This is a genomic window from Janthinobacterium sp. AD80, assembly GCF_002878455.1.
GTDB lineage: Bacteria > Pseudomonadota > Gammaproteobacteria > Burkholderiales > Burkholderiaceae_D > Janthinobacterium.
Window position 1 is genome coordinate 1 of sequence record NZ_NRDQ01000197.1, and the last position, 17,508, is coordinate 17,508.

Annotated in this window: 18 protein-coding genes and 1 pseudogene; 9 read left to right on the top strand and 10 right to left on the bottom strand. The window is 63.8% G+C overall.

All coding sequences use genetic code 11. From position 1 onward, the window contains the following. From JaAD80_RS26345 to rsmB, 3 genes and pseudogenes are all read right to left on the bottom strand, one after another. Window positions 1-675, bottom strand: a pseudogene (locus JaAD80_RS26345) (PAS domain-containing sensor histidine kinase); the annotation flags it as partial. Further along, window positions 675-1,238, bottom strand: a complete 564-nt coding sequence (locus tag JaAD80_RS26350; protein WP_258003194.1) for a DUF4390 domain-containing protein — start codon at window positions 1,236-1,238, stop codon at window positions 675-677. The pseudogene JaAD80_RS26345 and the gene JaAD80_RS26350, both read right to left, overlap by 1 nt. Before the next feature lie 43 nt (window positions 1,239-1,281). Beyond that, window positions 1,282-2,700, bottom strand: coding sequence for a 16S rRNA (cytosine(967)-C(5))-methyltransferase RsmB (gene rsmB, locus JaAD80_RS26355; protein ID WP_102298979.1), 1,419 nt, complete (start codon window positions 2,698-2,700; stop codon window positions 1,282-1,284). Window positions 2,701-3,084: 384 nt separating this feature from the next. Between rsmB and argS the strand changes: the two genes are divergently transcribed. Genes argS through JaAD80_RS26390 form a run of 7 tightly spaced genes read left to right on the top strand, consistent with a single transcriptional unit; the run spans window position 3,085 to window position 9,285 of the window. Beyond that, window positions 3,085-4,794, top strand: coding sequence for an arginine--tRNA ligase (gene argS / locus JaAD80_RS26360; RefSeq protein WP_102298981.1), 1,710 nt, complete (start codon window positions 3,085-3,087; stop codon window positions 4,792-4,794). 20 nt (window positions 4,795-4,814) lie between these two features. After that, a complete protein-coding gene (locus tag JaAD80_RS26365) occupies window positions 4,815-5,501 on the top strand; it encodes an SPOR domain-containing protein (protein WP_102298983.1) in 687 nt (228 codons plus the stop codon). Window positions 5,502-5,510: 9 nt separating this feature from the next. Continuing rightward, window positions 5,511-6,182: a thiol:disulfide interchange protein DsbA/DsbL gene (locus JaAD80_RS26370; protein WP_102298984.1), complete on the top strand. Its 672-nt coding sequence runs from the start codon at window positions 5,511-5,513 to the stop codon at window positions 6,180-6,182. Window positions 6,183-6,219: 37 nt separating this feature from the next. Beyond that, on the top strand, window positions 6,220-7,002 hold the full coding sequence (locus JaAD80_RS26375) for an SDR family oxidoreductase (RefSeq protein WP_102298986.1): 783 nt from the start codon (window positions 6,220-6,222) through the stop codon (window positions 7,000-7,002). Window positions 7,003-7,017: 15 nt separating this feature from the next. Next, window positions 7,018-7,812 (top strand): biotin--[acetyl-CoA-carboxylase] ligase, encoded by a 795-nt coding sequence (locus JaAD80_RS26380; RefSeq protein WP_102298987.1) that lies wholly within the window; start codon window positions 7,018-7,020, stop codon window positions 7,810-7,812. A gap of 4 nt (window positions 7,813-7,816) precedes the next feature. Continuing rightward, complete coding sequence (locus tag JaAD80_RS26385) at window positions 7,817-8,593, top strand: type III pantothenate kinase (protein ID WP_102298989.1); 777 nt, start codon at window positions 7,817-7,819, stop codon at window positions 8,591-8,593. After that, window positions 8,587-9,285: an SPOR domain-containing protein gene (locus tag JaAD80_RS26390; protein ID WP_102298990.1), complete on the top strand. Its 699-nt coding sequence runs from the start codon at window positions 8,587-8,589 to the stop codon at window positions 9,283-9,285. Before JaAD80_RS26385 ends, JaAD80_RS26390 begins: the two co-directional genes overlap by 7 nt. A 52-nt stretch (window positions 9,286-9,337) precedes the next feature. Here JaAD80_RS26390 and JaAD80_RS26395 read toward each other — a convergent pair whose 3' ends face one another. From JaAD80_RS26395 to JaAD80_RS30485, 7 genes are all read right to left on the bottom strand, one after another. After that, complete coding sequence (locus JaAD80_RS26395) at window positions 9,338-10,381, bottom strand: septal ring lytic transglycosylase RlpA family protein (protein WP_102298992.1); 1,044 nt, start codon at window positions 10,379-10,381, stop codon at window positions 9,338-9,340. Continuing rightward, window positions 10,381-11,496: a rod shape-determining protein RodA gene (gene rodA, locus JaAD80_RS26400; RefSeq protein WP_102298993.1), complete on the bottom strand. Its 1,116-nt coding sequence runs from the start codon at window positions 11,494-11,496 to the stop codon at window positions 10,381-10,383. Before rodA ends, JaAD80_RS26395 begins: the two co-directional genes overlap by 1 nt. 8 nt (window positions 11,497-11,504) lie before the next feature. Continuing rightward, entirely contained in the window at window positions 11,505-13,472 is a 1,968-nt protein-coding gene (mrdA, locus tag JaAD80_RS26405; protein WP_102298995.1) for a penicillin-binding protein 2, read from the bottom strand. 12 nt (window positions 13,473-13,484) lie between these two features. Then, window positions 13,485-13,997: a rod shape-determining protein MreD gene (gene mreD, locus JaAD80_RS26410; protein WP_034749354.1), complete on the bottom strand. Its 513-nt coding sequence runs from the start codon at window positions 13,995-13,997 to the stop codon at window positions 13,485-13,487. Beyond that, entirely contained in the window at window positions 13,994-15,058 is a 1,065-nt protein-coding gene (gene mreC, locus JaAD80_RS26415; RefSeq protein ID WP_102298997.1) for a rod shape-determining protein MreC, read from the bottom strand. Before mreC ends, mreD begins: the two co-directional genes overlap by 4 nt. Window positions 15,059-15,161: 103 nt before the next feature. Next, window positions 15,162-16,205, bottom strand: a complete 1,044-nt coding sequence (locus tag JaAD80_RS26420) for a rod shape-determining protein (protein ID WP_010393186.1) — start codon at window positions 16,203-16,205, stop codon at window positions 15,162-15,164. Window positions 16,206-16,269: 64 nt separating this feature from the next. Further along, the gene (locus tag JaAD80_RS30485; protein WP_146012548.1) at window positions 16,270-16,557 is read right to left on the bottom strand and encodes a hypothetical protein; all 288 of its coding nucleotides are present in this window, start codon (window positions 16,555-16,557) and stop codon (window positions 16,270-16,272) included. Between JaAD80_RS30485 and gatC the strand changes: the two genes are divergently transcribed. Together gatC and JaAD80_RS26430 are read left to right on the top strand one after the other, a co-directional pair. Further along, on the top strand, window positions 16,556-16,858 hold the full coding sequence (gene gatC / locus JaAD80_RS26425) for an Asp-tRNA(Asn)/Glu-tRNA(Gln) amidotransferase subunit GatC (RefSeq protein WP_102298999.1): 303 nt from the start codon (window positions 16,556-16,558) through the stop codon (window positions 16,856-16,858). The genes JaAD80_RS30485 and gatC overlap by 2 nt on opposite strands. 177 nt (window positions 16,859-17,035) lie before the next feature. Further along, window positions 17,036-17,508, top strand: a 473-nt coding sequence (locus tag JaAD80_RS26430; protein ID WP_258003196.1) for an amidase, incomplete at its 3' end; no start/stop codon positions are given.

Below are 17,508 nucleotides of genomic sequence, written 5' to 3' on the forward strand. Positions count from 1 at the left end.
GCCACCGCCCGATTCCATGCTGTCGTCATGCAGTTCCAGCCCCCCTTCCGCGGAGGCGTAGCCGGCCGGCAAGGCCGCCTGCGCCAGCATGGCGGGGGTCGGCAAGTCGGCCGCGCTGTGCGGGCCGGCGCTGGCCAGCAGCACGCCATCGCCGCTGACGATCATGACATTTTGCATCCCCTCTTCGCGCAGCAGGCTAGTCAGCACGGCGGGACCGGCCACGGGGTCGGCGCGCAGCTCGTCGACGGCCTTGTGGCCCCGCTTGTCAAGCTCGACGAGGGCCGTATCGAGGCCGGCGCGCCCCAGTTCCAGGCCCGATTCCAGCGCCGCCTCGATCTTGACGTTGAACCACGATTCGATCGAGTGGGAAACAAAACGCACCGAGACGACGAAAATCACCAGGCCGGGCAGGATGCCGACGATGGCAAACAGCATCACCAGGCGCGTCATCAGCTTGGAGCCGAACTTGCCGCTTTTATAGCGCGCGTACAAGCGCCCGAGGGAAATGCCGACCAGCGCCAGCAACGAGACGGCCACGGCCGCGTTCAGGCCCAGCAGCCAGGAATAGTAGCGGTCGAAGAAACCGGAATTGTCGGAAGCCGACGCCAGCAGGAACAGCAGGATACTGACAATGCCGCCGCCCACCACCAGCAGATAGCGCAATGCTTGACTCACTACTCCGCCGTATACAAAAAGGTTTTTTTATTCGAAGCCAGGCGCCAGTCACTGTTATTGAAGGCATTGACCTGTATCGGCTTGGGCAGATAGTCGCGGTCCATGCCCATGCGCAAGGTCACGTTATACGTCTGGCCCACTTTCAGCGCGCCGCGCGGCGCCACCAGCCAGCGGCTGGGCCGGCGGATCAGGAACAGCGCGTCGTCGAGGTTGGCAAAGCTCTGCTGCACACCGCCCCCCGTCGAGACATGGTATTGCCGCGTCAGCACGTTATAGGACAGCCGGCTGGTCTGGCGCGCCACGATGGCCTTTTCATCGAACCAGTACCAGCGGGGCCGGGTCAGTTCGATTTCCGTCGTGAAAAACAGGGGCACGCCGTGCTGTACCGCGTCATCGAGGTCGTGATTGAGCTCGAAGGAATACGTGGCGGCCAGCTTGTAGCCTTCTTCGCTCGACTCGATGTAGGCGCGGGTGATCTCGACCATATCGGCGGCATGCGCGCGCGGCATGCTACATGCCAGCATCAGCAGCAGGGCCAGGAGTCGGAAGAGTCGTGTTGTCACAAGTGTGCCGGTCGTGTCCGTAAGAAAAGGTTCGACGAATCGCTCAAGCCGCATTTTTTTGGAATAGCGCATAGAACAAACCGTCATGGTCCTGCTCCGCGCTGCCAGTTGGCAACAGCTGACCAGGGGCGGTCAAGCGGGTCGCATTATTACGCACCGCAAATGCTGCCGCCTGCGCCTCGGACTCTTGCGGCCACAATGAACAAGTCACGAACAGCAATTTACCATCGGGGCGCAGCATCTGCCACAGGTTGTCCAGAATTTTGGATGAAAGTGTTGCAAGTTGGAACGCGTCACCCTTGCGGCGCAGCCAGCGGATATCCGGATGGCGGCGCACGATGCCCGACGCCGTGCACGGCACGTCGGCCAGGATGCGGTCGAACTGCTGGCCATCCCACCAGGCGCTCGATTGCGCGTCCTGCGCCTTCAAGGTGGCGTCCAGTCCCAGGCGCTCGAGGTTTTCCGCGATGCGCGGCAGGCGCTTGGCGTCCGCGTCGATGGCCGTCACCTGCACGTCGGCCAGTTCCAGGATATGGCACGTCTTGCCGCCAGGCGCGGCGCAGGCATCGAGCACGCGCATGCCGTCCTGCAAGTCGAGCAGCGGCGCGGCCAGTTGCGCGCCGGCATCTTGCACGGACACGACGCCCTGCTCGAAACCGGGAATCAGCGCCACGCCGATCGGCTTGTCGAGGCGCACGGCGAACGGTCCCACCTGGCGCGCGGCGATGCCCGCTTCCGCCAGCACGGCCAGGTACGCTTCCACCGTGCTCTTGCGGCGGTTCACGCGCAAGGTCAAGGGCGGCACGGCGTTGCCCGCCGTCAAAATGGCTTGCCAGTCGCGCGGATAGGCCAGACGCAGCGAGTCGATCCACCACTGCGGATAGTTCCATTGCGCCAGCGGCTGCTGCAGGGCCGCTTCCAGCAGGGATCTGCGTTCGCGCAGGAAACGCCGCAAAACAGCGTTAACCATGCCCTTGGCATGCGCCAGGTCAGGGTGCGACGTGGCCACCGTGACAGCCTGGTCGACGACCGTGAATTCTTCATACGGCTGTTCGTCCGCTTCGGCCGACATCAGCGACAGCGCGCAGCACAGCAGCGCGGCCAGCATCGGCGGCTCGGGTGCTTTCGAGGTCATCAGGCCAACCAGGGTTTCGCTGCGGCCCAGCTGGCGCATGGTGCGGTAGGAAATGTCCTGGATGGCGCCACGCGCCTGCGGGCTGGCATTCGACTGCGCAAATACCTTGGCCAGCGCTTGTGGCAGAGCCGTGCCGGTGCGTACTTGCGCCACGGCATTGGCCGCGCCCAGCAGGCAAAACGCCAGCGAATCGGCGCGCAAATCCGGCTGGAAGCCTGGCTGCAAGACTGGTTTCAGGTCGGGATGGTAGCTGGGACGCAATTTTGGCGGAGTGGCCGGGCCTGGCGCCGGCTTGGTTTTCAATTTCAGCGTTGGGCGCTTGTTCATAAATTATCCGGTGTGGCTGCGCGCGGCTGGCGGCAATTGCACTCACGGCCGCGCGTCATCAATAAAGGGTCGATTGTAGCGTTTGTGGCGCCCTCTGAACCAGGCGATTGCAGCGATCAATGTAAATTGCGGCAAAAAACTGCATATATACAAGCAGAATGCCGCATGCTGATGTTTTCATGCACCAACAAGAGCATGCCGTCCTGATAATATCGTGAAATACCTGCGCACGGGTGCTCACCCGCCAACGGGTGCGCAAGCGTATTGTTCCCGCCGGCAAACCAGTATAATTAACGCAGTCCGGGCGGCTGTTGCCAACGCCGTCCGTTTTGCTTTTGGATTCATTCTATTCATTCTTAACGCGGTTCCACCGCCATCCTGCTCATGCTCGCCCAACAGAAACAAGAAATCATCGCCCTGTTCCAGGCCGCCCTCGCTCCCGTCCTGGCCGGCACTTCGCTTGCGCCTAGCGTGGTGCTCGAGCGGCCACGCGATGCATCGCATGGCGACGTCGCCTGCAACATCGCCATGCAACTGGCCAAGCAGCTGAAACAGAATCCGCGCGAACTGGCGCAAACCATCGTCACGGCCGTGCTGGCCAATCCGGCCGGCAAGGGCCTGGTCGAAGCGGTGGAAATCGCCGGCCCCGGCTTCATCAACGTGCGCGTGTCGAACGCCGCGAAACAGGCCGTCGTGAAAACCATCCTGGGCGAAGGCGACAGCTTTGGCCGCAGCACGGCAGGCGCCGGCAAGCAAGTCATCCTGGAATTCGTGTCGGCCAACCCGACCGGTCCGCTGCACGTGGGCCATGGCCGCCAGGCAGCGCTGGGCGACGCCCTGTCGTCGCTGTTCGACGCGCAAGGCTATCAGGTGACGCGCGAGTTCTACTATAACGACGCGGGCGTGCAGATCCAGACCCTGGCCAATTCCGTGCAGGCGCGCGCGCGCGGCTTCAAGCCGGGCGACGCCGAATGGCCGGAGTCCGCCTACAACGGCGACTACATCGCCGACATCGCCAACGACTTCAAGGCCGGCAAGACCGTCTCGGCCAGCGATGGCCTGCCTGCCACGGCCAATGGCAACGTCGAGGACATCGATTCGATCCGCCCGTTCGCCGTCACTTACCTGCGCAACGAGCAGGACATCGACCTGCAGGCGTTCGGCGTGAAGTTCGACAATTACTATCTGGAATCGTCGCTGTATGCGGACGGCAAGGTCAACAGCGCAGTGGAAACCCTGATCAAGGCCGGCCACACGTATGAGCAGGATGGCGCGCTGTGGCTGCGCACCACCGACTTCGGCGACGACAAGGACCGCGTCATGCGCAAGACGGACGGCACCTACACGTATTTCGTGCCGGACGTCGCGTATCACCTGGTGAAATGGCAGCGCGGCTTCGTGCAGGCCATCAATATCCAGGGCAGCGACCACCACGGCACCATCGCCCGCGTGCGCGCCGGCCTGCAAGCGGTCGACATGGGCATCCCGCAAGGCTACCCCGACTACGTGCTGCACAAGATGGTCACCGTCATGAAGGACGGCGAGGAAGTGAAAATCTCGAAGCGCGCCGGTTCCTACGTGACCGTGCGCGACCTGATCGAATGGTCGGGCGGCGGCGACATCGCCAAGGGCCGCGACGCCGTGCGCTTCTTCCTGATCTCGCGCAAGGCCGATACGGAGTTCGTCTTCGACGTCGATGTGGCGCTGAAAACCACGGATGAAAACCCCGTGTATTACGTGCAGTACGCGCATGCGCGCATCTGCCGCATCCTGGAAAACTGGGGCGGCGATGAAAGCACGATCGCCGGCGTTGATTTATCTCCACTCACCGCGCCGACCGAAGCGACCCTGCTGGCAACCCTGGCCGCCTATCCGGAAACCCTGGCGCGCGCGCAAGCGGAACTGGGACCGCACCAGGTCGCCTTCTACCTGCGCGACCTGGCAGCCAACCTGCACAGCTTCTACTTCGCTGAAAAAGTGCTGGTCGAGGACGAAGCCGTCAAGCTGGCCCGCCTGGCCCTGGTGGTCGCCGCGCGCCAGGTGCTGCGCAATGGCCTGGCCCTGATTGGCGTATCCGCGCCAAGCAAAATGTAATCGCGAAGGTCAAACCGTACATGAGTCACGCTTCCCGCTTTTCTTCCGCCCGCCGCCAGCAGGGCAATACCCTGGTCGGCATCATCATCGGCCTGGTCATCGGCCTGGGCATCGCCGTGGTGGTCGCCCTGGTGATCACCAAGGGCTCCTCGCCATTTACCGACAAGTCGGGCCGCGCCGGCAAATCGGCCGAACCGACGGCCGGCCAGATCGCCGACCCGAACAAGCCGATGTACGGCAACAAGGAAGCGGCCAAGGAAGCGGCGCGCGACTTCTCCAAGGAGCCGCGCGAAGTCGCCTCGCCAACGCAGCCGGCATCCCCTGCACCGGCGCCCGCGCCAGCGCAGCAGCCAAAGGCGCCGCCACCGGATGCGCTGCAGGAACTCATCGGCACCTTGAAGGAAAAGCCGGCGCCGAAAACACCGGCCGCCGCGCCAGCGCCGCAAGCGAAGACCGATGCGGCGGGCGACAAATGGATTTATTATCTGCAGGCTGGCGCCTTCCATGACATGGCGGACGCCGAAAGCACGCGCGGCAAACTGGCGCTGCTGGGATTTGAAGCGGCCATCAGCGACCGCAGCACCGACGCCGGCGTGCTGCACCGCGTCAGGGTCGGGCCATTCAACCAGCTCGAAGCGATGAACCGCGCACGTACCAAACTGTCCGAAAACGGCATCGATGTCGCCGTCGTCCGCAACCAAAAATAAGGAACCAGCATGCGTTTTCTGAAAAAAGTCCTGTTTGCCGCCGCCCTGTGCGGCGCCGCCATGGGCGCATCCGCCTCCCCGGCCGAGCCAAAGAACGGCGTCGAATACGAAACCCTGGCCACGCCGCAGGCGACGGAGTCGGGCAAGAAGGTCGAAGTAACGGAGTTTTTCGCCTACTACTGCCCCCATTGCAATGTGCTCGAACCGCAGCTGGCGGCCTGGGTCAAGAAACAGGGCGACAACATCGTCTTCAAGCGCGTGCACGTGTCACGCGATGACAGCGTGGCGCCGCAGCAGCGCTTGTTCTTCACCATGCAAGCCATGGGCCTGACCGACAAGCTGCATGCCAAGGTATTCAATGCCATGCACGTGGAGCGCAACCGCCTGGCCACCGATGATGCCGTGTTCGACTTCGTCGCCAAGCAGGGCGTGGACCGCCAGAAATTCATCGACACCTACCGTTCGATGGGCATCTCGGCCCGCGTGCGCCATGCCGACTCGATGATGCAGGCATATAACGTGACGTTCTGGCCCATGATCGCCATCGATGGCCGCTACATCACCTCGCCGTCGCAGGCGAACCAGGGCAGCAAGTCGGCACAGAACGAAGAGCAGCTGAACGCCCAGGCGTTGACCGTGATGGACGTGCTGGTGGCAAAAGCCAAAGCGGAAAAGAAATAAGCATGCGCCCTTCCCTGGCGCGCCCGGGCATCGCCTGATGCAGCGCGTTTTCATCACGGGCGCGTCGAGCGGCCTGGGCGCCGCCCTGGCGCAGCACTACGCACGCCAGGGTGCCCGGCTTGGCCTGCTGGCCCGCCGCGGCGAGACCCTGCAGCAACTGATCGCCACCCTGCACCACCCTGAACGCCACCGCGCCTACGCCGTCGATGTGTGCGACCACGCCGCCCTGAAAAACGCGGCCGCTGACTTCATCGGCCAGGCCGGCGGCATCGACGTCGTCATCGCCAGCGCCGGCGTCTCGTACGGCACCTTGAGCGAACACGCGGAAGACCTCGACGCCTTCGCCCGCCTGATGGCCATCAATGTCACGGCCACCGTCGCCACCTTCGCCCCCTTCATCGCCACCATGCAGGCGCAGGGCAGCGGACGCCTGGTGGGCATCGGCAGCGTGGCCGGCATCCGCGGCCTGCCCGGCGCCGAAGCGTACAGCGCCTCGAAGGCGGCAGTGATCAGCTACTGCGAATCGCTGCGCCTGGAACTCAAGCCGGCCGGCGTCAAGGTCGTCACCATCACGCCCGGCTACATCGACACGCCGATGACGCGGCACAATGCCTACCGCATGCCGTTCCTGATGCCAGCTGGCAAATTCGCCGAACGCGCCGCGCGCGCCATCGCCGACGGCGACAGCTACCGCGTGATCCCGTGGCAGATGGGCGTCGTCGCCAAAGTGCTGCGCGCACTGCCCAATGCCGTCTACGACATGGCCTTCGCCAACGCGCCGCACAAGGCGCGCAGCACGCCATCCGGCGACAGCCAGTAACAAACTGATATCCCTATGACGAAGCACGCAGACCTGAACAGCACGGCGATTTCCGCCCATTGCGCCACGGGCGCCGCCCATGTGGCCATCGAAGTGGTTGACGAAACGGGATCGACCAACGCCGACCTGCTGGCCCGTTGCGCCACCCTGGCCGGAGCGACCCTGCGCATCGCCGGCCAGCAGACGGCCGGCCGCGGGCGCGCCGGACGCCCCTGGGTGTCGCAGGCCGATGCCAGCCTGATGTTCTCGCTGGCCTGGCCCTTCAAGGGACCGTTGCACCGGCTGATCGGCTTGCCGCTGGCCGTCGGCGTGGCACTGGCCGAAAGCATGACGTCGCTGGGCGTGCCGGTGCAGCTGAAATGGCCGAACGACATGCTCAAGGATGGCCACAAACTGGCCGGCATCCTCGTCGAGACGCAGCAGGCAGCGGATGGCGGCGTGTGGGCCGTGATCGGCTGCGGCATCAATCTGTTGATGCCCGATGCGCTGGAACAGCAGATCGGGCGCAGCGTCTCGGCCGTGCCCTGGCTGGCGCAGATGGAGCGCAATACCCTGGTGGCGGCCTTGCTCAGCCGCCTGGCTGGCGTGCTGGCCGAATTCGACGATACGGGCTTTGCGCCGTTCACGGAGCGCTGGAATTTGCTGCACGCCTGGCAGGGCCAGCACGTGAAAATCCTCGACAATGGCCAGCTGCTGCAGCAAGGCGTGGCGGTCGGCGTGGATGAACTGGGCCGCCTGCTGCTGCACGGCGCGGACGGCGTGCAGCACATCATGTCAGGCGACGTTTCCCTGCGCCTGGCCGGGGAGTAAGCGCATGCTCCTGCTGATCGACGCCGGCAACACGCGCATCAAATGGGCCCTTGCCGCCCCCACCGGCGCGGCTGGCGCCTGGCTGGCCAGCGGCGCCGTGGCGCATGCGCAGCTCGATACCTTGCAGGCTGCCTGGGGCGGCCTGGCCATTTCCGGCGTGCTGCTGTCGAACGTGGCCGGCGCGGCCATCGGCGCGCGCCTGCGCGCACAGCTGCCGGCCAATCTGCCGCCGCAGTCCATCGCCACGTTTGCCTCGCTGCCGCATCTGGCCGGCGTGAGCAACGCCTACCGCGAGCCGTCCCAGCTGGGCTGCGACCGTTTTGCCGCCGCCATCGGCGCGCACGCGCTGGCGCCGGGCCAGGCCGTCATCGTCGCCAATTGCGGCACCGCCACCACCATCGACGCCCTCACGGCCGATGGCGTTTTCCTCGGCGGGATGATCTTGCCGGGACTCGGGCTGATGGCCAGTTCGCTGGCGCGCAATACGGCGCAATTGCCGCAGATCGCCAGCGGCAGCCCCCTGCCGGCCGGCTTTGCCGACAACACGGACGACGCCATCCTCTCGGGTTGCCTGGCGGCGCAGGCGGGCGCCATCGAACGGGCCGTGCGCATGCATGGCGCCAGCGCCTGCCTGCTGTCCGGCGGCGCCGCGCCGCGTATCGCGCAAGCCCTGGCCCTGTCCGTGCCGCTGCATCTGGTGGACAATATCGTCATGCTTGGTTTACAGGCGGCCGCGCGCGCAGGCGGCGCAGCGGCAATTCAAGGAGAACACGCATGCTGAAATTCGTCTTCTGGCTGCTGGCCGGCGTGAACCTGCTGGTGTTTGCCATCGGCCAGGGTTATCTGGGCAGTTTTCGCAGCGAGACGCGCGAACCGGCGCGCCTGAAAAACCAGCTGCAGGCGACCAAGCTCACCTTGCTGACGCAGGAACAGGCCACGGCGCCCGCCACGCCGCCCGCCGCCGAAGAAAGCCCGGCGCCAGCGGCGGTCGCAGCGGCAGCTCCGCTATCGTATGCCTGCACGGAGGTGGGCAATTTCCTGCTGGCCGATGGCCGCCGTTTCGAAGCGCAAGTAGCGTCGCTGGACCTGGGCGACCGCCAGTCGCGCCGCAACGTGGCCGGCCAGGAGATTTCCAGCTACATGGTGTACATCCCGCCGCAGGGCAGCAAGGAGGGCGCCGACCGCAAGGCCGGCGAATTGAAGCAGCTGGGCGTGACGAACTACTTCATCATGAATGAAAGCAGTCCGCAGCGCTGGGGCATTTCGCTGGGCGTGTTCAAGTCGGAAAGCGGCGCGCAAACCCAGCTGGCATCGCTGAACAAGCAGGGCGTGCACAGCGCCCGCATCGCTCCCCGCTACAGCGCCAGCAAGCAGCTGGCCTACCAGTTCCGCGACCTCGACGCCGCCACGCGCGCGCGCCTGGAGAAGATCAAGGCGCAGTTCCCGGAACAGGAACTGCGCGCCTGTAAATGACTGCTGACAATCGCGTCGGATTACGGCGCCTTGCGCCTAATCCGACCTACGCTTATCTTTCGATGACGATGGGCTTGATGCCTGTCGATTCCGGTAAATTCGCCGCCGCGCGGGCCGCCTCGGCGCGGCTGGAAAACGGTCCGCCGTACAGGCGGAACAGGTTACCGGCCTGCACCACGCCCAGGGACCCCAGGGCTGCCGCATACGGCGCCAGGCGCGAACGTCCCGATTCCGCATTGTCGGCGCGCGAGTAGGCGCCCAGCTGCAAATAGAAGCCGCTGGCCAGCGCCACCGGTGCAGGCATGGCCACCGTCGCATCGACGGGCAGCATCTGCGACGACACTTCCGGCTGCACCACGGCGCCCGTTTCCACCGGCGTATCGATGGAGATGGCGACGACGGAAGGCACCGGTTTCGGCGCCGCGCGGGCAGCCAGGATGGCGTCGATATCGGCCGGCAGCAGGCGCTCGACCACCACCTGGTGGCTGCCCTTGCCCAGGAAGCCCAGTTTCAGTGCCGCCGTGTAGGACACGTCAATCACGCGCGTGGCGTGGAATGGTCCGCGGTCATTGATGCGCACGATCACCTGCTCGCCGCTGTCGATGCTCGTCACGCGCGCATACGATGGAATCGGCAAGGTCGGATGGGCCGCCGTCATCTTGTACATGTCGTAGATTTCGCCCGACGAGGTGCGCTGGCCATGGAATTTCTTGCCATACCAGGTACCCGTGCCGCGCTGCGTAAACGGTTCATTGTTGGTGATCGGCGTGTAGGTCTTGCCGAAGACGACGTAGGGGCGGTTCGAGCGCGTGGAATACGGCTCGTTGCGCACTTCCGCGTCGGGAACGTCGCGCAGGTTGGGCGGCGGATTGTCGCCCGGGCCGTCATCCTTGTAGTAGCCGCCGCGTCCGGAACCGGCCGCCGGCAAGGCGGGCAAGGTAGGATCCTGGCGCACGGGGGACTTGACCTTGCCGCCGGACGGCATGGGCACATTGCCCGACGCGGGCTTTTGCGGCGTGGTGCCGCAGGCGGCCAGGGTCAGCAAGACAGCCAGGCCCATTGCGCGCATGGCGAAGGTATCGACAGGCGCGCGCATCAGGTCTGCACCAGCTTGCGGTGGCGCTGAATGCTCATCAGGATGCCGGAGGCGACGCCCAGGGTCAGCAGCGCGGTGCCGCCGTAGCTGAGGAATGGCAAGGGCACGCCGACCACCGGCACGATGCCGCTGACCATGCCCATGTTGACGAAGGCGTAAGTAAAGAAAATCATGGTAATCGCTCCTGCCAGCAGGCGAGTGAAAAAACTGGGGGCGTTGGCGGCGATCATCAGCCCCCGTCCCACCAGCAGTAAATACATCAGCATCAGGATCAAGTTGCCGACCAGGCCAAACTCTTCCGAATACACGGCGAAGATGAAGTCGGTCGTGCGCTCCGGCACGAACTCCAGGTGGGCTTGCGTGCCGTGCGTCCAGCCCTTGCCCGTCATGCCGCCCGAACCGATGGCGATGATGGACTGGATGATGTGGAAGCCCTTGCCCAGCGGGTCCTTGGTCGGGTCGATCAGCATCATCACGCGGTCGCGCTGGTAGTCATGCAGGTGCGACCAGGCGATCGGCAGGTAGCAGGCGACGGCGAGGAACAAGCCCACCATCACTTTCCACGACAGGCCGGCCAGGAAGATGACGGTAAAACCGGCCGCCACCACCAGCAGCGCCGTGCCCAGGTCAGGCTGGCGCGCGATCAGGTAGACGGGCACCAGCAGCAGCGCGGCAGCCACGGCGAACGCTTTCCAGCGCAGCGCGCCCGCATTGTGCTGGAAGAACCAGGCCAGCATCAGCGGCGTGGCGATCTTCAGGAATTCGGACGGCTGGATGTCGATCACGCCGATATGCAGCCAGCGCCGCGCGCCGAGCTTGATGGTGCCGAACAGCGCCACGGCCACCAGCAGCAGCACCGATACCGTGTAGGCCGGCACGGCGATGCGCATCATCATCTGCGGCGTGACATTCGCGGCCAGCCACATGACGAAAAAGCACAGCAGCATATTGCGCAGATGGTCTTCGATCTTGCCGGGGATGCCGATGCTGGCCGAGTACAGGGTCAGCAGGCTGGTACTGAGCAGCATCAGGATGATCACCATCAGCGGCGGATCGAATACCGCCAGATAGGGTTTGGCGCGCCGCCACAGCGAGCGCCTCTCGTTAATGGGCATGTGCTTCCTTATTGCCTGGCAGGTGCCGGGGCGGCCTGCTCGTCAGTGATTTCTTCCAGGGTGCGCACTTCGTCGACATCTTCCTTCGGCACCTTGGTGGTTTCTTTTTCCTTGTCGCTCGGACGCTTGCCCAGCAGGTAGTAGTCGAGCGCCTTGCGCGCGATCGGCGCGGCCACGCCGGCACCGAAGCCGGCGTTTTCCACCACGATGGCAATCGCGATGCGCGGCTTGTCGGCCGGCGCGAAGGCCGTAAACAAGGCGTTGTCGCGCAGGCGCTCGGCCAGCAGCTTGGCATTGTACTTCTCGTTTTTCTTGATGCCCACCACCTGCGCAGTACCCGTCTTGCCGCCCACCGTGTACTGCACGCCGGTGAAGATGCGCGCGGCCGTGCCGCCCTGCTCGCTGGTCACGCCGACCATGGCGCGCTTGATGGTGTCGATGTTTTCCTGCTTGAGCGGAATGCGGTAGCTTTCCTTCGGCACCGTCAGGGTGCGCGCACGCGTGTTGGCGTCTTCGATGATTTTCACCAGATGCGGCTTCATCACCACGCCATTATTCGCCAGGTTGGCCGTCGCGTGGGCGATCTGCAGCGGTGTGTAGGAGTTGTAGCCGGAGCCGTTACTCACCGAAATCGTGTCGCCGCCCACCCATTTTTTCTGCTGCGGCGTCTTGAAGCGGTTGCGCTTCCATTCCGTCGACGGCAGCACGCCCGTCTTTTCGTTATTCAGGTCGATGCCCGTCAGCTGGCCGAAGCCGAACGGTTTCATGAAGTCGTGGATGGCGTCGATGCCCATGTCGCGGCCCAGTTGGTAGTAATAGGTATTGCACGAGACGACGATGGACTTGTGCATGTCGACCGTGCCGTGGCCACCCACTTTATCGTCGCGGAACATATGCCCGCCCAGCATGAAGAAACCGGGATCGGAAATCGACTGGCTTGGCGTGCGCTTGCCCAGTTCCAGCGCGGCCAGCGCCATGAAGGGCTTGAAGGTCGAGCCGGGCGCGTAAGTGCCGGACAGGGGACGGTTGACCATCGGCCGGTCCAGCGAGGTATTGAGTTCGTTCCAGCTTTGCTGGTCGATGCCGTCGACGAACAGGTTCGGATCGTAGCCTGGCTTGGAAACATAGGCCAGGATGTCGCCGGTGGCCGGGTCGATGGCCACGGCCGCGCCGCGCCATTCGCCGAACGCTTCCTCGACCACTTTCTGCAGTTCGATGTCGATCGACAGGATCAGATTATTGCCAGGCGTGGCCGCCGTGCGCGACAGGGTGCGCATGGCGCGCCCGCCGGCCGACACTTCCACCTCTTCGTAGCCGGTGGTGCCGTGCAGCTGCTTCTCGTAGCTTTTCTCCAGGCCTTCCTTGCCGATATGGTCGGTGCCGTTGTAGTTGGCGGCGTCCTCGCCCTCTTCCAGCGCCTTGGCTTCATTGCGGTTGATGCGGCCGATGAAGCCCACCACGTGCGACGCCACTTCGCCCATCGGATACTGGCGGAACAGGCGCGCCTGCACTTCCACGCCGGGGAAGCGGAAACGGTGCGCCGTGAAACGCGCCACTTCCTCGTCCGTCAGGCGCGTGCGCAGCGGCACGCTGACAAAATTCTTCGACTCTTCCAGCAGCTTCTTGAAGCGGCGGCGGTCCTTGATATCGATCTGCACCAGGGTCGACAGCTCGTCGATCACGGAATCGAGGCTGGCACTGAGTTTCGATGGCGTGATTTCCAGCGTGTAGGCTGAATAATTGCGCGCCAGGACCACGCCATTGCGGTCGAGGATCAAGCCGCGCGTAGGCACGATGGGCACCACGGCGATGCGGTTATCCTCGGCCTTGGTGGCATAGTCCTCGTGCTTGATCACCTGTAGCCAGATGAAGCGCGCCAGCAGCAGTGAAAAGCAGACAAAGACGAGCGCGCCCAGCACGGTGAGGCGCATGCGGAAAAAATGCAGTTCGCGCTCGGTATTTTTCAGTTCGGTCATTGCGGGCGCTCGTCAGATCGGGCGGTTGTGGTCGCGGTCCACGGCGCGGCGCTGCGGCGCCAGCAGGATCCACGTGACGATGGGCCACAGGGCGACGGCGACAAAACTCTCGATGAAATTGAGCCAGCCGGGGAAGCGCCCCGAGACGATCAGGCGCGTCAGCAATTGCAGCGCCTGCGTCAGCAGCAGCAGCGGCAGCACGTGCAGCGCCTGCGTCATGATGGGGAACCACAGCACGCGGCGGTGCATCATGATGGCGAAATACGAGAGCAAGGTGTAGGCCAGCGCATTTTCGCCCAGCAGGGTCGAATCGTGCACGTCCATCATCAGGCCCATGAAAAACGCCACGCCGATGCCGACCTTGCGCGGCTGGTGGATGCCCCAGAAGACCAGCACCAGCGCGACGAAATCGGGCACGCCGACGAACTGCCCCCAGGGCAGCAGGTTCAGCAGAAAAGCGCACAGCAGGGAAAAACCGATGAACAGGGGGCTGACCGGCAGCAGGATGTAATGCGGGCGGTTCATCGGGTCGCCTCCTTCGGCGGCACGGCGGCCGGTACGGGCGTTGGCGTCGCAGGTTTTGCCGGTGCAGGCGCAGCCGCGTTGGCGGCAGGCGGCTTGGCGGCAGGCGTGGTGGCCGGCGCTGCCGCGGCAGCCGCTGCAGGTTCCTTGGCAGGGTCCTTGATCGGCGCCATCTTGCCGGCGATCTTGCGGCCCGTCTTGATATCTTCGGCGGGCGGGCGCGGTGGAATGTCGGGCGACGTCATCAGAATGAGGAGTTGGGTATTGCGTTCGATGCCGGCCAGCGGCTGACAGACGACACGGCCGAACGGGCCGTGCGCATTGCGTTCGACCAGGGTCACGCGCGCCACGGCCAGGCCGGCCGGATACAGGCCGTCGAGGCCCGAGGTAATGACAATGTCGCCGATCTGGATATCGGCGCTGGGTGCCGTGAAGCGCAATTCCATGGTGCCGGACTTGCCGCGGCCAATGGCCACGCTGCGCACGCCATTGCGCAGCAGCTGCACGGGAATGGCCTGCTCTTCATCCGTCAGCAAGGTGACTTCGGACGTAAACGGGAACACGCGCGTGACCTGCCCCACCACGCCCAGGTTGTCGATCACGGGGCGCCCCAGTTCGACGCCATTCTGGATACCGCGGTCAAGCACGATCTTGCGCGTGGCCGAATCGCGCGTGTCGTACAGCACTTCGGCCATCATGGTCTTGACGGGCACGCGCTCGCGCGCTTCCATCAGCTTGCGCAAATGGTTGTTTTCGACGATGTTGAGCTGCGCCTGCTGCAGTATCTGCGCCGAGGCGATCTGTTCGTGCTTCAGGTCGCGCACCTGTTTTTCCAGGGCCGACAGCGAAGAAAAGTAATTGCCGACGCCGAGCGCCACATCGCGCGGCACCAGGGCCGCCATCTGCACCGGATACAGCACGGTGCCGACGGCCTGGCGCACTGCCGTCAGCGCGTGCATGCGCGAATCGACCAGCAGCAAGGCGATAGAAATGCCGGCGAACACCATCATCTTGACGCGGGCAGAGGCGCCTTGTTTGAAAAGTGGCGGAGGACTGTATTCCATGACATCCAATAATCAGGCGCAGTGCGCCAACGTGCAAACCCCGGGCAAACGCCGGAGTCAAAACCAAAAAAAGGCCGGAAATGGTTCCGGCCCTTCTGTCAGATTATTCGTAGGAGAAGATCGAGCCGAGCTTGTCCATACGTTCCAGTGCCATCCCGGAACCGCGCACCACGCAGGTGAGCGGGTCCTCGGCCACCAGCACCGGCAGACCGGTTTCCTCCATCAGCAGGCGATCGAGGTCGCGCAGCAGTGCGCCGCCGCCCGTCAGCATCATGCCTTTTTCGGCGATGTCGGCGCCCAGTTCCGGCGGCGTCTGTTCCAGCGCGTTTTTCACGGCCGAGACGATGTTGTTCAGCGGGTCGGTCAGCGCTTCGAGGATCTCGTTGCTGGAAATGGTGAACGAGCGCGGGATGCCTTCGGACAGGTTACGGCCCTTGACTTCCATTTCCTTCACTTCCGAACCAGGGAAGGCCGAACCGATGGCCTTCTTGATGGCTTCGGCCGTCTGTTCGCCGATCAGCATGCCGTAGTTGCGGCGGATGTAGTTGACGATGGCTTCATCGAACTTGTCGCCGCCGACGCGCACGGAACCCTTGTAGACCATGCCGCCCAGCGAAATGATGCCCACTTCCGTCGTGCCGCCGCCGATGTCGACCACCATCGAGCCGGTCGCTTCGGACACGGGCAGGCCCGCGCCGATGGCCGCTGCCATCGGTTCTTCGATCAGGTACACCTGCGAGGCGCCGGCGCCGAGTGCCGATTCGCGGATCGCGCGGCGTTCCACCTGGGTCGAGCCGCACGGCACGCAAATGATGATGCGCGGCGATGGACGGAAGAATTTCGAGTCGTGCACCATGCGGATGAATTGCTTGAGCATCTGCTCGGTGACGGTGAAGTCGGCGATCACGCCATCTTTCATCGGGCGAATCGCTTCGATATTGCCCGGCACCTTGCCCAGCATCTGCTTGGCTTCCTTGCCGACTGCCTGAATGGTCTTCTTGCCATTCGGACCGCCTTCCTGGCGGATGGCGACGACGGACGGCTCGTCCAGGACGATACCGAGGCCGCGTACATAAATAAGAGTGTTAGCCGTGCCCAAGTCAATGGCCAGATCGGTGGAGATGTACCTGCGTAAAAAACCAAACATGAGTGTCCTGTAGCGCATCGAGCTGCGCAAAAGCTGTTTATGGGGAGTTTCAAAGCGGGCGCTTTCAGGCACCCTGAAAATCCAAAAGGCGATTTTTCCGGGTTTCGCTTAGCGCTTGCGCAATCTTTTCTATGCTGCGGCAGCAGTCCATCAGCGCCGGCAACGCATTAACCCGCCATTCTACCTTATAATTTGAATGCGATTTGCTCAAAAACCATGGAAAAGTGCGACTCTTGCAGCCGCGAGTTACGCGGCATTCTTCGATTTTTGTGAGCAAAATAGCAGTAAATACCCGCGTTTTATCAAAACGCCAACTTAATACTAATGCGCGGCACTCCGCGCCATTCGCCATGTCCCTGACTCTATCCGACGTAAAACGCATCGCCCACCTGGCGCAACTTGAAATGGCCGACGAGCAGGCTGTCAATTCGCTGGAGCAATTGAACAAGATTTTCGCATTGGCCGAGCAAATGCAAGCCGTCAATACTGATGGCGTGGCCCCCCTGAGCCATCCGCTGGCCGCCCACATGGACAATATCGCCCTGCGCCTGCGCGAAGACGTCGCCACCGAGACGAATCGCCGCGACGACTACCAGGCTGTGGCGCCGAAGGTACAGGATGGCCTGTATCTGGTCCCGAAGGTCATCGAGTAACTGGCACCTGGCATAAGCTGCTGCGCGTCGCGATTTGCGGCCTCCGATGCTCACTGTGCAAAAGCACAGCACCGCTTCCCGGCCACAACCCACTTCCGCTCGCTACGCTTCTGTCAGGCGCTAGAACGGCGCAGTGCACGAATATCAACCTTGCCGAATAGAAAAAATAGAAACGCCATGCATACAAAATCCATCAAACAGCTGTCCACGCTTTTGCAGAACAAGGAAATTTCCGCCGTTGCGCTGGCGACGCATTTCCTCGACCGCATCGAAGCGGACACCTCGAACGCCTTCTTGCACGTCGACCGTGCCCTGACCCTGGCGCAAGCGGCCGAAGCGGATGCCCGCATCGCCAACGGCACGGCCACGCCATTGACGGGCGTGCCGATCGCGCACAAGGATTTGTTCGTCACCAAGGGCTGGCGCACGACGGCCGGCTCGAACATGCTGGCCAACTACGCCAGCCCGTTTGACGCCACCGTGGTGGAAAAATTCCAGGCCGCCGGCATGGTCACCCTGGGCAAGGTCAACTGCGACGAGTTCGCCATGGGTTCCGGCAACGAGAACTCGGCCTTCGGCGCCGTGCAGAACCCGTGGGACAAGACGGCCGTGCCGGGCGGTTCCTCGGGCGGCTCGGCGCCGCCGTGGCG

What these genes read in the sequence shown, in the direction of transcription:
- JaAD80_RS26380 (WP_102298987.1), top strand. Translation starts at nt 7,018, where the DNA reads ATGACGAAGCACGCAGACCTGAACAGCACGGCGATTTCCGCCCATTGC.
- gatC (WP_102298999.1), top strand. Translation starts at nt 16,556, where the DNA reads ATGTCCCTGACTCTATCCGACGTAAAACGCATCGCCCACCTGGCGCAA.
- JaAD80_RS26395 (WP_102298992.1), bottom strand. Translation starts at nt 10,381, where the DNA reads ATGCGCGCGCCTGTCGATACCTTCGCCATGCGCGCAATGGGCCTGGCT.
- mreD (WP_034749354.1), bottom strand. Translation starts at nt 13,997, where the DNA reads ATGAACCGCCCGCATTACATCCTGCTGCCGGTCAGCCCCCTGTTCATC.
- mrdA (WP_102298995.1), bottom strand. Translation starts at nt 13,472, where the DNA reads ATGACCGAACTGAAAAATACCGAGCGCGAACTGCATTTTTTCCGCATG.
- JaAD80_RS26365 (WP_102298983.1), top strand. Translation starts at nt 4,815, where the DNA reads ATGAGTCACGCTTCCCGCTTTTCTTCCGCCCGCCGCCAGCAGGGCAAT.
- rsmB (WP_102298979.1), bottom strand. Translation starts at nt 2,700, where the DNA reads ATGAACAAGCGCCCAACGCTGAAATTGAAAACCAAGCCGGCGCCAGGC.
- JaAD80_RS30485 (WP_146012548.1), bottom strand. Translation starts at nt 16,557, where the DNA reads ATGGCGAATGGCGCGGAGTGCCGCGCATTAGTATTAAGTTGGCGTTTT.
- JaAD80_RS26370 (WP_102298984.1), top strand. Translation starts at nt 5,511, where the DNA reads ATGCGTTTTCTGAAAAAAGTCCTGTTTGCCGCCGCCCTGTGCGGCGCC.
- JaAD80_RS26375 (WP_102298986.1), top strand. Translation starts at nt 6,220, where the DNA reads ATGCAGCGCGTTTTCATCACGGGCGCGTCGAGCGGCCTGGGCGCCGCC.
- mreC (WP_102298997.1), bottom strand. Translation starts at nt 15,058, where the DNA reads ATGGAATACAGTCCTCCGCCACTTTTCAAACAAGGCGCCTCTGCCCGC.
- rodA (WP_102298993.1), bottom strand. Translation starts at nt 11,496, where the DNA reads ATGCCCATTAACGAGAGGCGCTCGCTGTGGCGGCGCGCCAAACCCTAT.
- argS (WP_102298981.1), top strand. Translation starts at nt 3,085, where the DNA reads ATGCTCGCCCAACAGAAACAAGAAATCATCGCCCTGTTCCAGGCCGCC.
- JaAD80_RS26420 (WP_010393186.1), bottom strand. Translation starts at nt 16,205, where the DNA reads ATGTTTGGTTTTTTACGCAGGTACATCTCCACCGATCTGGCCATTGAC.
- JaAD80_RS26390 (WP_102298990.1), top strand. Translation starts at nt 8,587, where the DNA reads ATGCTGAAATTCGTCTTCTGGCTGCTGGCCGGCGTGAACCTGCTGGTG.
- JaAD80_RS26385 (WP_102298989.1), top strand. Translation starts at nt 7,817, where the DNA reads ATGCTCCTGCTGATCGACGCCGGCAACACGCGCATCAAATGGGCCCTT.